Source organism: Pedobacter punctiformis (assembly GCF_027213715.1).
In the GTDB taxonomy this organism is placed as follows: Bacteria; Bacteroidota; Bacteroidia; order Sphingobacteriales; family Sphingobacteriaceae; genus Pedobacter; species Pedobacter punctiformis.
On the sequence record NZ_JAPWGM010000001.1, the window covers coordinates 1002713 to 1016451 of the forward strand.

Annotated in this window: 13 protein-coding genes; 5 read left to right on the forward strand and 8 right to left on the reverse strand. The window is 36.8% G+C overall.

What is annotated here, in order from left to right; translation table 11 throughout:
- Nucleotides 1–52: 52 nt before the first annotated feature.
- From O0955_RS04510 to ruvX, 7 genes are all read right to left on the reverse strand, one after another.
- The gene (locus tag O0955_RS04510) at nucleotides 53–1054 is read right to left on the reverse strand and encodes a DUF3078 domain-containing protein (protein ID WP_269426328.1); all 1002 of its coding nucleotides are present in this window, start codon (nucleotides 1052–1054) and stop codon (nucleotides 53–55) included.
- Between the two features lie 73 nt (nucleotides 1055–1127).
- Nucleotides 1128–1457, reverse strand: coding sequence for a hypothetical protein (locus tag O0955_RS04515; protein ID WP_269426329.1), 330 nt, complete (start codon nucleotides 1455–1457; stop codon nucleotides 1128–1130).
- Nucleotides 1454–2206, reverse strand: a complete 753-nt coding sequence (locus O0955_RS04520; protein WP_269426330.1) for a hypothetical protein — start codon at nucleotides 2204–2206, stop codon at nucleotides 1454–1456. The genes O0955_RS04515 and O0955_RS04520 overlap by 4 nt, the downstream gene beginning before the upstream one ends.
- A 48-nt stretch (nucleotides 2207–2254) precedes the next feature.
- The gene (locus O0955_RS04525) at nucleotides 2255–3091 is read right to left on the reverse strand and encodes a glucosaminidase domain-containing protein (protein ID WP_269426331.1); all 837 of its coding nucleotides are present in this window, start codon (nucleotides 3089–3091) and stop codon (nucleotides 2255–2257) included.
- Between the two features lie 55 nt (nucleotides 3092–3146).
- Nucleotides 3147–3833 carry a glucosaminidase domain and LysM peptidoglycan-binding domain-containing protein gene (locus O0955_RS04530; protein WP_269426332.1) on the reverse strand — a complete coding sequence of 229 codons (687 nt, stop codon included), beginning with the start codon at nucleotides 3831–3833 and terminating at the stop codon, nucleotides 3147–3149.
- A gap of 81 nt (nucleotides 3834–3914) precedes the next feature.
- The gene (locus O0955_RS04535; RefSeq protein WP_269426333.1) at nucleotides 3915–4553 is read right to left on the reverse strand and encodes an O-methyltransferase; all 639 of its coding nucleotides are present in this window, start codon (nucleotides 4551–4553) and stop codon (nucleotides 3915–3917) included.
- Between the two features lie 9 nt (nucleotides 4554–4562).
- Nucleotides 4563–4979 (reverse strand): Holliday junction resolvase RuvX, encoded by a 417-nt coding sequence (ruvX, locus tag O0955_RS04540; RefSeq protein WP_269426334.1) that lies wholly within the window; start codon nucleotides 4977–4979, stop codon nucleotides 4563–4565.
- A 431-nt stretch (nucleotides 4980–5410) separates the two neighbouring features.
- On the opposite strand from ruvX, the gene O0955_RS04545 reads away from it, so the two are divergent.
- The 4 genes from O0955_RS04545 (at nucleotide 5411) to O0955_RS04560 (ending at nucleotide 9455) form a co-directional block, all read left to right on the forward strand.
- Nucleotides 5411–6142, forward strand: a complete 732-nt coding sequence (locus O0955_RS04545; RefSeq protein WP_269426335.1) for a DUF3575 domain-containing protein — start codon at nucleotides 5411–5413, stop codon at nucleotides 6140–6142.
- 206 nt (nucleotides 6143–6348) lie between these two features.
- Entirely contained in the window at nucleotides 6349–7497 is a 1149-nt protein-coding gene (locus O0955_RS04550) for a DNA polymerase III subunit (RefSeq protein ID WP_269426336.1), read from the forward strand.
- 1 nt (nucleotide 7498) lies between these two features.
- A complete protein-coding gene (gene ricT, locus O0955_RS04555; protein ID WP_269426337.1) occupies nucleotides 7499–8995 on the forward strand; it encodes a regulatory iron-sulfur-containing complex subunit RicT in 1497 nt (498 codons plus the stop codon).
- The gene (locus O0955_RS04560; RefSeq protein ID WP_269426338.1) at nucleotides 8964–9455 is read left to right on the forward strand and encodes a gliding motility lipoprotein GldH; all 492 of its coding nucleotides are present in this window, start codon (nucleotides 8964–8966) and stop codon (nucleotides 9453–9455) included. The genes ricT and O0955_RS04560 overlap by 32 nt, the downstream gene beginning before the upstream one ends.
- A gap of 72 nt (nucleotides 9456–9527) precedes the next feature.
- Here the strand turns inward: O0955_RS04560 and O0955_RS04565 are convergent, their stop codons facing one another.
- Nucleotides 9528–10829 carry a UDP-N-acetylmuramoyl-tripeptide--D-alanyl-D-alanine ligase gene (locus tag O0955_RS04565; RefSeq protein WP_269426339.1) on the reverse strand — a complete coding sequence of 434 codons (1302 nt, stop codon included), beginning with the start codon at nucleotides 10827–10829 and terminating at the stop codon, nucleotides 9528–9530.
- A gap of 146 nt (nucleotides 10830–10975) precedes the next feature.
- On the opposite strand from O0955_RS04565, the gene O0955_RS04570 reads away from it, so the two are divergent.
- A complete protein-coding gene (locus O0955_RS04570) occupies nucleotides 10976–13468 on the forward strand; it encodes a M14 family metallopeptidase (RefSeq protein ID WP_269426340.1) in 2493 nt (830 codons plus the stop codon).
- Nucleotides 13469–13739: the final 271 nt, after the last annotated feature.

Here is a 13739-nt window from a genome sequence, read left to right on the forward strand (position 1 = left end):
TTATTGGTTTGCAATACTGAACTTGGGAAATTGGTGTTTTAGGTTTATAAGCTTATCTCGGAAATATAAAAGTAAAGCCAAGGGCCAGTGTTTGGCTGGCTTGTACCTTCGTATCGGTATCTCTGTCGTAAAGTACAACTCCGGTTAAACTGGTGTTCATAAAGCGGTTAATTTTTGCTGTTAAGGCAACATCCAGGCGGTGATCTACATTTTTTACTGCAATATCCTCATACGGAACAAACATGGCATAACGTGCTTTTAAATTGGTGTTGGTAAAAATGTCTTTATCAAAGGCCGCTACAATTTGAAAAGCCAGCTCGTTTCTAAATGTTTTTCCAATTGGAACACCAAAGTTTTTTGCTGGATTTCCACCGGCCAGGTTTTTATCCAGAACAAAGGTTTGGCGGGCGGTACCGGTACCAATCCGCGTTGAAAAATACTTGTTTGGTTTATACTCAAAACCGACAGATTCAGTTAAATAACCCGGCCCCATAAATTTAGAGATCAGGGTTGCGGTTTCGGCACCGTTTACCGTGCTGTAAGAATAACCATTATCAAACTGTGATTCAAAGTTTATGGAACCAAAGAAAAACCAGTTTTTAGATAATTGAAAAGAAGCTTTATTATCCCAGTAAATACGGTCGGTTGTTTTCTTTTGCAACTGTGCTTTGTTTTTTACCTTACCGTATTGTAAAATAACCTCGCTAACATAACTGTAACTATTTTTATTGTATTCGGCCTTGTAGTTAAGTAAACCACCAACGGCAAAAGAGTTTACTCCCCCACCTTTCCAGTTATCACTAAAAGCAGCCTGATTAATGTTAATACCGATTGCGGTTTTGGTTTTCCAGTAATTTACCTTCGCATTTACAATGAAAGGTTTCAGTTTTACGGGTTCAAAATTAAGCGGCCCCTGTCTGCTGGGCAATGGATTACGCTTTAATTTTATATTCAGGTCTTTTGTATTGATTGGGATCGTATCAATTTCCTGTGCATATAATTTTTTAGAGCAGATGCTTAGAATAACTAATAGTGCGGCTAAATAATTCTTCATTGGTTACAAAGAAAACGAAAATTACTTATAGATAAAAGGTTTAACCTAATGATTATGCTGTTCAGTTTTACATTTATCGTTTCCAGTTTCTTAACCAGCCAAACCAGTTTCCTTTTTTTAAATAGTCCAAATCAGTTTCGTGTTTATAGGCTTCGCGTTCGAAAATTATATTGCGGTAAGCCAAATCGTGGTTTTGGTATTTAATCAGATTAATTAAATAATTGAAGAGATAAAAGGTGTAAAAAGGTAAAATTAATAATTCTAATTGCTGACGAAGATGGATTTTTTCGTGATTGATAATTTCCTGATCTTTTTTGAGGTAGGCAGATTTTACCAGGATAAAAGGAAATATAGCCATTCCGGCTGCAGGCAATTTTTTTATAATTAATATCGGTGCTTTCACAGCTTATCAATACTTAATTTAGGCAACGCAGGTAATTGAAGTGCCCTTGGGTTTATCCTATAGCTTTTATATGCGTTTCTGATAAACAAGTTAAAAGAATAATCGCTGGCATCCAATACAAATTGATAGGTTGGCCTGTATTGCTGCATAAAATCTGTAAGTTCAGCATCCTTAATGCCTAAAACCTGCTGCACTAAATTTGCATTAAAACGATAGTCAATCAGGTCTTCCCGATAATCTTTTTCCAGTATTTTTTGTAAATGACGGGCATTTCTACCTTGTTTGCTCAACAGGTTATATATGGCATCTATTCCTAAACCCACGCCGCCACTGCCTAAATTTAATAAATCTTTGCTGCTGCCTTTCATGGTTTGGTAACGATATTCCTTTATCGTTTTTTCATATTGCTGCTGCGGCGTTAATCTTTTTTGCTGAATCAGGACATCTCTTAACCTGATTCCTAAAGATTTTAACTGGAAATAGGCTGCAGGCTGGCCCTTAAACACCAGCGTATCTACACCATAACCACTTAAAGCAGCCACCAATGTATCGCCGGGAATAGCAAAGGTGCTGAATTCGCCTTTGGTATTGTTGTATAAGCCATCGCCTGTACGGATGTTGTAGATGTAAACCTTTGCCAGCCGTTGTTTGGTTTCCTTGTCTATAACAATTCCCTGTACCGGTTTTTGTTGGGCATAAAGCATCACCGAAAGGCAAAAGAAGGAAATAAAAGCAGCAATAAATTTCATTAGTCTACAAAACTACAAATAAGCAACAGTCAATGTTTAGGATTAACATTATTTAACCTTAAGCACCTGACCTAATTTTATGCCATCTGTTGTAATGTTGTTCAGCATTTTCAACTCATCAACACTTAAATTAAATCTTTTAGAAATGTTGTACAGTGTATCCCCCTTAATTACGGTGTATGTACCATCAGCAGTAATGGGCTTTGCTCCCGGAGGAGGCGTTTCAACCGGTGTAAATTTCTTTTTTTCCAGTGGGATGTTTTCATTGATTTCGTTGAAAACACGGTCCTCACGGGCAATTTTTTGCTTCTCGCTTTCCGACTGATCGTATTGGTTCAGCTGGTATTTTTCTATGGTATTAATCAGTAAATCCGGATATTTTGGATTTGTGGCATATCCTGCTGTTTTTAGGCCCTGGGCCCAGCTTTTATAATCATTTTTATCCAGCTGGAATAAAAAGCTGTAACGTTTACGTTTTAAAAACTCGGAGTGATCTTTGAAAGATTCGCGGGCATCTTTATAAACCCTGAAACAATCATTCTTCTGGTCATCATCACGAAAATAATTCTTTCCTTTCCAGTCAGAAGTACATTTAATCCCAAAATGGTTGTTTGCATATTTTGCTAAATCGCTGTTTCCACTACCCGATTCTAAAATGCCCTGTGCCAGTGTAATACTTGCCGGAATTCCATAAGCATTCATTTCTTCTATCGCTACGCCCTTAAACTCTTCAATATAACTTAACGTGTTATAACTTTTATAAGTGTTATTATTGGCTTTGTTTGCCGCTTTTTCTATTTGCTTATTGTTTTTACTGTATTGGCGTGTTTTACATGCACTAAATAAAACAACAATTAAAGCTAAACAGAGATATTTTGATTTCATTTTAAGGGTGAAGTATAGTGTGATTATTAAATTTTTGCGTTTATAAAAGTCTGATTTATACTTTAATTTTTTGTCCTGGTTTTAAGCTGGCCTTCTTTAAACCATTTTTTTGCATCAGTTTTTTAACGGTCGTGCCTTTCTTTTTGGCAATAACACTTAAATTATCACCAGATTTTACCGTGTAGTTGCTGGTTGATTTACGATTTTTGCTGACTGTACTTTTTTTGTGGTGAGAAACTGTTGAGGTATATACTGGCTCCTCATAACCTGCTGGCCTTTCGTCATATTGATACAGCTCATACTTTTTAATCAAAGCAATAACCTGACTAGACCAGGTACGGCTGTGCGCATAACCACAACGCTGAATGCCCTTTGCCCATCCTTTATAATCGTACTGATCATATTTGCTGAAAAGATTATTAAACGGCGCCCGGGTTTCCATAATCTCTACAAAATGACTGTAAGATTCATCTGCATTTGAATAATCACGGTAAGCAGAACGGATTTCAGTGTTATTGTTTGGCCCTTTAACGCCAAAGTGATTGTTTAAATGCTGAGCAATTCTGCTGTTGCCCGATGCAGATTCGTGTATCGCAACCGCGAGAATAAGACTGGCCGGAATTTTATGGTCACGCATTAAACCTTGTGCATATTCTACATGTTCTGCAATGTAATCCTCTGTATTCTGCGCCTTCGCGATTATTCCGCTTAAAAGTAAGAGGCAAAAGGTAAATAATTTCATATTTAATTTGATTAATCAGCCAACTGTTCTCTTTCGGATCAGTGAGCAGGTTTAAACAATAATACAGCTAACCCAATTGAGTTAACCCTTTTTCCTGATGACGAACAAGCCGTCTCTAACGGGTAAAATTAATTTCTCAACCCGCTCATCATCAGCAATCTTATCGTTAAAAGTAGTAATATTCCTGGTGTCTTTATCCTGTTTGTCCTGAAGTACTTTTCCACTCCACAGTACATTATCCACAATAATGATTCCTCCCGGCCTAACCCGATCAAATATCAGATCATAATAGGTTCCGTTATTTTTTTTGTCGGCATCGATAAAAACGATGTCGAAAATTTCGTCTAAATCGTTTACCGTTTTTGTGGCATCACCTAATATGTACTTGATTTTGCTTTTATATGCTGATTCTGCAAAATTGGTGGTAACCATGTCTTCCAGTTCGGCATTAATATCTAAGGTGTAAATAATTCCGTCTGCAGTTAAACCCTCGGCCAAACAAAGCGTTGCATACCCGGTAAAAGTGCCAATTTCTAAAATCCTTTTGGGCGAAACCATTTTGCTTAATAAACTCAATACTCTACCCTGATAATGACCCGATAACATGCGTGGCATTAAAACTTTAAGATTGGTTTCGCGGTCTATTTTTTGAAGCAATTCGCTTTCAGGCTCGCAATAAGTGATTAATAATTGTTGTAAATCTTCGTTTATCAAGCTCATATATTGTGGTTATAAACGGTTGCTTTCCATAAAATATTGTAAAATGATGGTTGCCGCAATGGTATCAACTCTTTCCTTATCCCGTCGGTCTGATTTTTTTAAACCACTTTGCATAATGGCCTGATGCGCCATTTTAGAAGTGAAACGTTCATCAACCCAGTGCCTTGGAATATCAGGGAAAGACTTTTTTAATAGTGTGGCAAAACCTTTTACATGTTGAGCAGAATCTGAAGGAGATCCATCCATTTGTTTCGGATCACCTAAAACAAAGGCCTCAACCTGCTCCGTAAGCATATATTTTTTGATAAATTCAATCACATCCTTCGGATGTACGGTATCCAGACCTGTTGCAATAATTTGCAAAGGATCAGTCACCGCAATACCAATGCGCTTAGTTCCATAATCAAAAGCTAAAATACGGGCCATATAAATTAAAAGCCCCAAAGGTAAGGTTTTTGATTTTAAGACTAATACAATGGGTTTGGGCAATGTTTTATAGCCTTTAGTGGAATATTATTTCCTAAAATAATTTTCTTTTTTGTGTAATTCTTTGGTGGGCAATTCTTTATCTGATTATGTATTTTATTTCTTTTATAATCAATGTTTTACAAGTTGTTTAGGTGTCTGTAGTACATTTGTAGCCCCCCTTTAGCAGTAATTTAGTCTAATGTGTTGTAGAATTGCAGTATAACAAAGATGAAGCATAAGTGTTTCCCAAAAACTAGATTGAAGAAGTAAATATTCAGAAAATCAGGTTTATTTAAATCATCTCAAAAGAAGTTTTTCAAAAACGTATTGATCTTTATTCCAATATATATGGAATAATTTTTTCGCTAAATTTTTTTAAACAAATATATATGAATCTAAATTTAACAAAAAGGTTTGGCCTTATTTTAGCAATTGGCCTAAGTGTCTCTCAAATTAGTTTTGCACAAATGGGAGGCTCAGATGTGGGTGAAAACCTGATTAAATTAAATCTGCCATCGCTTGCTATGAAGACATTTAATGTGCAATATGAAAGAGCTATTTATGGGAAAACGAGTGTGGGCCTGGGCCTGAGAATTATGCCTAAAGGTTCTTTGCCTTTTAAATCATCTCTAAATAGCATTGATGATCAATTAGGGAGTTTAGAAATGGGAAACTTTGCCATTACACCGGAAATTAAATTTTATTTGGGCAAAGGAGTGTTTAGGGGCTTTTATATAGCGCCGTATTTAAAATATGCAAATTATAACACTTCTATTAATTATGAGTATACCTCTAATAATAAAACTGAGGTAATTCCTTTAAGTGGTCATTTAAATACATATACTGCTGGTGTTTTATTTGGAGCACAATGGCGTATTGCTAATGATTTTTATCTTGATTGGTCTATTTTTGGCCCTCAATATGGTATTTCAAGTGGAAAGTTAACTGGAACAAAGACATTAACAATTCAAGAGCAAAAAGATTTAAAAGAAGAACTTGATGGAATAGATTTGCCAGTGGGGAAAGTGTCAAATACAGTAGATTCAAATGGTGCTGTTGTAGATCTTAAAGGCCCATGGGCAGGTATCCGTGCAAATATTGGTATAGGGTATCGGTTTTAAGAGAATAACTGAATACAAAAGCCATACGGATTATATCTGTATGGCTTTTGTGTTATCTGCTTAAGCTTAAAGCATTGAAAAGAAAAATATTCTAAAGCATAATTTCACCTGCTTTTCCTTTAAAAATAAATCTAACTCGGTCTAGGTTTAATCAAATCTCATCTATATTATATCAAATATCGCATCTATTTCTTATTTTGCACCAAATGCAGTTTAAAGAAATCATAGGGCAGGAAAGAATTAAGCAACAATTGGTTCAAACGGTTAAAGAAAACCGGATTAGCCATGCACAACTCTTTTTATCGCCGGCAGGTTCCGGAGCCCTGCCTTTGGCAATTGCTTATGCACAATACATCAACTGCCTTGAAAAAGGTGAAAATGATAGCTGCGGCATCTGCTCAAGCTGTAGAAAATACGAAAGACTGATTCATCCGGATTTACATTTCTCCTACCCGTTTTTTGCTTCGGCAAGTATAAAAACTGCTGTTGATGTGCTTGATGAATGGAGAAATATGGTGCTTCAGGATCCGTATTTTGATATGGACATTTGGCGTTCAAAATTAGATGCGGCCAACAAACAAGCTAATATTAACATTGCGGAATGCCACGACATTATAAAAAAACTAAGTTATAAAGCTTTTGAAGCCGAAACGAAGGTTTTAATTATGTGGCTGCCCGAATATTTGGATAAAGCGGGTAATGCTTTATTAAAATTGATCGAAGAACCGCCTGCAAATACCTTATTTATTTTAGTTGCTCAAAGTCAGGATCAGATTTTAACCACTATTTTATCACGTACCCAAATTATTAAAATCCCCAAACTAAGCAGCGAAGAAGTTTCCGGTTATTTGTTGAACAGTAGTGGTTTAACTGAACATCAAACTATTGATTATGCTTTTTTAGCGGATGGAAATTTAATTGAAGCTAAAGCATTGGCTGCCGATACACAAAGCGACAGTTCGGGTACTTTTACCGCCTGGTTGAGGATGGGTTTTGGAAACAAAGTTCCGGATTTAATCGAATTTATAGATGAAGCTGCAAAGTGGGGACGGGAAAATCAGAAGAATTTTTTAAAGTATGGTGTAAATTATTTACGCGAATGTTGTTTAATTTTAAGTGGGGCCGAAGAATTGGTAAAACTGCCGCCATTAACCTTTGAAACGGCAAAAAAACTTAGTACACACGTACTTAGTCTGCCTATGGCTGAGGCTATAATCGGCGAATTGGAAAAGGCACACTATCATATAGAACGGAATGCGAACCCGAAAATTCTGTTTTTAGATGTATCTTTACAACTGGTAAAAATTATCAAGTTTAAAACGCTCCCTGCGGGGACTCAATATATATACAATTAATATGGGATGTGGAAGTTGTTCAACAGGTGGTGGTTGCACCCCTAATGGATGCAAAAGTAATGGCTCATGTGGCACCGGTGGGTGTCAGACAATGGAAGTTCACGATTGGCTATCCAACCTGGATATGCCTTCTAACTATAAACCGTTTCAGGTTACAGAAATAAAATTTAAAGGTTCACGTAAGGAGTTTTTTCTAAACAGCGATAACATTTATCTGGAAATTGGCGAGTTGGTTGCTGTTGAAGGACCGACCGGTGGTTTTGATGTTGGACACGTTTCGCTTACCGGCGAATTGGTTCGGATTCAAATGAAACGCCGTAAAACAACGCTGGATCAGGTGGTGAAAAAGATTTACCGTAAAGCCACTGAAGCTGATGTAGAAAAATGGAATGCAGCAAAAGGGATGGAATGGGAAACCATGCATAAAGCCCGTAAACTGGCATTGGATTTACGTTTATCGATGAAAATCAGTGATGTGGATTATCAGGCAGACAAAACCAAAGCCACATTCTTTTATACCGCTGATGGTCGTGTGGATTTCCGTGAACTGATAAAAAAGATGGCGGAAAACTTTAGGATCAGGATTGAGATGCGCCAGATTGGGATGCGTCAGGAAGCCGGCCGTTTAGGCGGAATCGGCTCTTGCGGTCGCGAATTGTGTTGCTCTACCTGGCTTACCAATTTTAAAACCGTTTCTACAGCTGCAGCACGTTATCAAAACTTATCCTTAAACACCTTGAAGCTTGCCGGACAATGCGGTAAACTTAAATGTTGTTTAAATTATGAACTGGATACTTATCTGGATGCTTTAAAAGATATTCCGGATAGAATTGAAAATCTGGATACAGAGGCAGGCTATGCCCGTCATCAAAAAACTGATATTTTCAAGAAAATTATGTGGTTTAGTTACCCTAATGATGAAAACTGGATTCCGGTTGCAGCAGCAAGGGTAAAAGAGATCATGGCACTGAACAAATCAGGTAAAAAAGCACCTAATTTAAAAGAGGAGGCCGTTAAAATCGCGGCTCCTGTTGTTGTCGAAAAATCTTTTGATTACGAAAATGTTGTTGGTCAGGATAGTTTAACCCGTTTGGATGAGCGTTCTAAAAATAGAAACAGTCAAGGCCGGAATAACAATCAGAAAAATAACCGCAATAAAAGAGAAAGAACTCCGCAGGCAGATAATGCGGCTGGCACAGCCAAACCACAGCAGGCGCAGGGGCAAAAACCTCAAAAAGGTGGCGGAAAACCTCAACCCAACGGACCGAAGCCTCAGCAGCAAGCAGTACCAAAACCACAGCACGTTAATGGACCTAAGCCTCAAAATGGGCCAAAGTCACAACAAAATCCAAAACCTGTTGTAAAGGCAGAGGGTAGCGGGCCGGCTGATGAGGTAAAAGCAGAACCGAATAAAAATAAGAACAGAAACAATCGCAGGAAAAATAATAACCGCCGAAAAGATAACAATGGCTCAGAAAATAAACCAGCTGCTGAATAATAAACCAGCCTTTCTACTGGCGTTTTTATTGGTTGTATCACTCTTTTCGGGGTGTATAAATAGCGTTGTTGATACCAATGTTAAAATACCGGATCGTAAATGGACCTATAGAAACCATATTGCAGCTGAATTTGAAATAAAGGATAATACAAAAGGGTATAACATTTATTTTAAACTAAGGCATACGGCAGAATATCGTTATTCTAATATTTACATTTTAGCCCATTTCTTTGATGGAAATAACAAGGTAACAAAACGTTACCAATATAAACTGGCTAAAAATGATGGAGAATGGCTGGGTAGTGGCTCAGGTAATGTGTTTAATTATACTTTGCCTATGCTAACTAAGCACCATTTTCCTAAAAATGGAAAGTTTAAAATAGAGATTGAGCAAAACATGCGGGATAATCCGCTGGTTGAAATTAGTGATGCCGGCATTTTAGTTGAAGAAGCTCAATAAAAGGCCGGAATAAAATGGAACACGTCTTTTGCGCTTCAGTCTTTATTAAATATAGATTCTCAGCAGCTTAAATTACAAGTATTGAAGTAGGCTTTCCAGTTTCATTCCTCTCGATCCTTTAAGCAGAATCATATTGTTTTTAATAGGATTTTCCTGTAAATAAGCAGCTGCTTCGTTAGGTGTTTTAAAGAATTTTGCTTTTGTATTGTCTTTGTACGCGTAAAAATCTTTACCAATAAAAATAATTTCATTTAAGCCGCTTTCAAAAGCCTGTTTTGCAATTAATTCATGCTGTATGGCCGATTCCGGACCTAGTTCAAACATATCGCCTAAAATGGCTGTTTTTTGATCTGCTGTTAAAACTGAGATATTGTTCAGGGCTGCGCTCATACTGCTTGGATTGGCATTATAAAAATCGCAGATTACGGTATTCCGGTCGGTTTTGGTTAATTGAGAGCGGTTATTTTTAGGCTGATAATTTGCCAGGCCCTGATTAATGGATTCAGGATTCATATCAAAAAAGTCGCCTATACAAATTGCGGCCAGGATATTTTCAAAGTTGTAGCTCCCCGTTAAATGAGTTTTAACACTTGATTCTTCCTCATGGTTTGTCCAATCGACTTCAATAAACGGATCACTGCTTTTTAATTGACCTTTAATGGTATTTCCGGTTTCGGTACCATAAAAAATCAGCTTATTTAAGCCGGCTGCAGTACTCATTTCCATCAAATAAGAATTATCCCGGTTAATAAAAGTGTACCCGTTGGTTTTCTTCAGGTAAGCATAAAGTTCTGCTTTACCTTTTTTTACCCCTTCAAACCCGCCAAAACCATCTAAATGCGCCATACCCACATTGGTAATAATGCCGTGAGTCGGTTGCGCAATGGTACAAAGCAGTTCTATTTCCTTTTGATGGTTTGCGCCCATTTCAATAATCGCAACTTCAACATCATTGCGAATGGATAGTATGGAAAGTGGAACACCAATGTGATTATTCAGGTTTCCAAATGTGGCAAAAGTCTTATATCGTTCAGCTAAAACAGCATTTACCAATTCTTTGCTGGTTGTTTTTCCATTACTGCCGGTTAAACCTATTACCGGAATATTTAACTGGTTGCGGTGATGGCGGGCTAAATCCTGTAAGGAAGTTAAAACGTCTTCTACAAGCAGGTAACGATCACTTATTTTATACTTTTCTTCGTCAATAATGGCAAAAGAGGCTCCATTTTCCAGTGCCTGGGCCGCAAATTCGTTTGCATTAAAGTGATCGCCTTTTAGCGCAAAAAACAAACTGCCTTTTATAATATTGCGGGTATCCGTAGATATTTGAAGGTTTTCAAGGAAATGGGCGTATAAAATTTCAGTGGTAATCATGCTTTATGTAAAAAGTATGCGGTAAAATTAAGCTTTCGCAGTAAAAAAAAACAAAATTAGTACATTAGATAAAATATCAGTTAAAATAACGAATTAAAGCTTTAAAACTATGCTGATATAATCTCTAACCGATCATCAACTTTCCAATGAAAAAAATATTTACGCTCTGTTTAGTCGCACTTACGTTAGTTTCTTTTGCACAGGCCCAGGTTAAATCTCCTGATGAATTTTTAGGTTATGAACTTGGCTCCCATTTTACACCTCATTTTAAGATGGCCGATTATTTCAGACAAACGGCCTCCGTATCAAAAAATGTTAAGCTGATAGAATATGGTAAGACAAACGAAGGCCGGCCACTGATGGTTGCTTTTATTTCGTCGGTTGATAACTTGAATAAGTTAGAACAAATCAGGACGAATAACTTATTGCTGGCCAGCGGAAGTTCAAATAACGTGGATTTAAATCATCAGCCTGCTTTATTGTGGTTAAGTTATAATGTGCATGGCAATGAAGCAAACTCAACTGAAACGGCTATGAAGATGTTGTATACCTTATCATCCGGGCAGGATAAACAAGCGAATGAATGGTTGAAGAACACCGTTGTTGTTATAGATCCATGTTTAAATCCGGATGGAAGAGATCGTTATGTAAATTATTTTAACAGTGTTGTTGGTCAGGCTCCAAATTCCGATGCATCATCAAGAGAGCATATTGAGCCATGGCCGGGTGGCAGAGCAAATCACTATTATTTCGATTTAAATAGAGACTGGGCCTGGCAAACGCAGGTTGAAAGTCAGCAAAGATTAGCTTTGTATAATCAATGGATGCCGCAGGTACATGTTGATTTCCATGAGCAGGGCTATAATGAACCTTATTACTTCGCTCCTGCAGCAGAGCCTGTTCATCAGGACATTACCCAATGGCAAAAAAGTTTTCAGGTTGTAGTAGGTAAAAACAACGCTAAATACTTTGATGAGCAGGGCTGGCAATATTTTACTAAAGAACGTTTCGATTTACTATATCCATCCTACGGCGATACTTATCCTTTATATAACGGCGCAATAGGAATGACTTATGAGCAGGGTGGAATTAGAGCAGGTTTATCTGTTGTAACCAATGATGGAGACACTTTAACGCTTAAAGATCGCATTGCGCATCATTTTACCACCGGAATGTCTACCGTTGAAGTAACAGCCCAAAATCATGGTAAATTGATGGATGAGTTTAAAAAATATTTCCAGAATGCCTTAACAACCTCACCCGGCGTTTATAAAAGTTATATTATTAAACCAGATAACCTGTCGAGGTTAAAAAAACTGGCTGCTTTGCTTACCAAAAATAAAATAGAATTTGCTTATGGTGGAGATCGTGCCGCAAGGGGTTATGATTACGATACCCAAAAAGAAGAAAACTTTACCATAGGTCGTAATGATTTGATTGTAAATGTACAGCAGCCAAGGGCAGTGCTGGCCAATGTTTTACTGGAGCCACAAACGGTAGTAACAGATTCTAATACCTATGATATTACCGCATGGGCGTTGCCTTACGTATACGGCTTAAAATCTTATGCAAGTAAAGAAAGCATTAGGGGAAAATTCTCTTCATTGGAAGAAATCAAGTCACCATCTACAAATATTGATAAACCTTTAGCCTGGTTATTTAACTGGGGATCAAGCGAAGATGTTCAATTATTAACCGCCCTGCAGAGTGAAAAAATTAAGGTCAGACAGGCTGATCAGTCATTTTCTGTAAATGGAAAAAATTACCCGGCAGGAACTTTAATCGTTTTGCGGGCAGAAAATGAAAAATCAGTTAAAGAGCTAAAGACTAAAATAAATGGAATTGCTACGGCGTTGGATAAACCATTACAGGCAATTACCAGTGGATTTGTTGAAAAAGGGAAGGATTTTGGATCATCGGTATACCCTTTATTAAAGCAGCCTAAAATAGCGGTTGTATCTGGCAATGAAGTTTCTTCTCTTGCCTTTGGAGAGGTTTGGTTTTATTTGGAGCATGATTTAAAACTCCCGGCAAATATTATTAATGCAAAAGACATTAATAATTTGGATATTAATAAAATCAATACACTTATTCTTCCAGACGGTAGTTACAACAATTTAATCGGTGATGGTTTGACAGAGTGGGTTAACAAAGGTGGAAAATTGATTTTGATGGAAGATGCAATAGGAAGTGTAGTAGAGAAGAAAGGTTTTGATATTAAAAAGAAAGAACAGGCTGTTAAAAAGGATGAAAAACCGGAAGTAAGTAAGGCTCTTTTTAAAGATAAGGATAAAGATGATTATGAAAACAGCATCCCCGGGGCTATTTATAGGGTAAATCTTGATGCTTCTCATCCATTTGCCTATGGAATAGGCAAAACATATTATACTTTAAAAGTCGATAACAAAATCTATGAACCATTAACCAAAGGATGGAATATTGGTCAGTTTAACGATAAAAGTTTAATTGCTGGTATAGTAGGTAAGAAAGTTCGTAATGAACTTAAATCCGGATTAGTAATTGGTGTTCAGGAGTTTGGAAGAGGGCAGGTTGTCTATTTAGCTAATGATCCACTATTCAGGAATTTCTGGGAAAATGGAAAGACACTTTTTGGCAACATTATATTTTGTAATTATTAAACGTTTAGAAATAAATTTTGTTAAAAACAGACGGTTAATTTCATTTTACGACGATAAAATGAAATTGAGTAGATATATGAAAGGGGTTTTTATTCAAAATTATATCCCAATATTGGGTAAAAATGCAAATAATTTAAAGCTTAACTTAAAAAAACAGTGTGTAAATAATTTCTCGCTTTTATTGAAAAAAAATATCGCAGAGCCTGTTTTTGGACAAATTTTTTCTCGTTTTGGCTTATAAATTTTACATATCCTAAAATTTATGTTAAAA

Coding starts and splice junctions, on each gene's coding strand:
- O0955_RS04510 (WP_269426328.1), bottom strand. CDS start 1,054: ATGAAGAATTATTTAGCCGCACTATTAGTTATTCTAAGCATCTGCTCT.
- O0955_RS04520 (WP_269426330.1), bottom strand. CDS start 2,206: ATGAAATTTATTGCTGCTTTTATTTCCTTCTTTTGCCTTTCGGTGATG.
- O0955_RS04525 (WP_269426331.1), bottom strand. CDS start 3,091: ATGAAATCAAAATATCTCTGTTTAGCTTTAATTGTTGTTTTATTTAGT.
- O0955_RS04530 (WP_269426332.1), bottom strand. CDS start 3,833: ATGAAATTATTTACCTTTTGCCTCTTACTTTTAAGCGGAATAATCGCG.
- O0955_RS04535 (WP_269426333.1), bottom strand. CDS start 4,553: ATGAGCTTGATAAACGAAGATTTACAACAATTATTAATCACTTATTGC.
- ruvX (WP_269426334.1), bottom strand. CDS start 4,979: ATGGCCCGTATTTTAGCTTTTGATTATGGAACTAAGCGCATTGGTATT.
- O0955_RS04545 (WP_269426335.1), top strand. CDS start 5,411: ATGAATCTAAATTTAACAAAAAGGTTTGGCCTTATTTTAGCAATTGGC.
- O0955_RS04550 (WP_269426336.1), top strand. CDS start 6,349: ATGCAGTTTAAAGAAATCATAGGGCAGGAAAGAATTAAGCAACAATTG.
- ricT (WP_269426337.1), top strand. CDS start 7,499: ATGGGATGTGGAAGTTGTTCAACAGGTGGTGGTTGCACCCCTAATGGA.
- O0955_RS04560 (WP_269426338.1), top strand. CDS start 8,964: ATGGCTCAGAAAATAAACCAGCTGCTGAATAATAAACCAGCCTTTCTA.
- O0955_RS04565 (WP_269426339.1), bottom strand. CDS start 10,829: ATGATTACCACTGAAATTTTATACGCCCATTTCCTTGAAAACCTTCAA.
- O0955_RS04570 (WP_269426340.1), top strand. CDS start 10,976: ATGAAAAAAATATTTACGCTCTGTTTAGTCGCACTTACGTTAGTTTCT.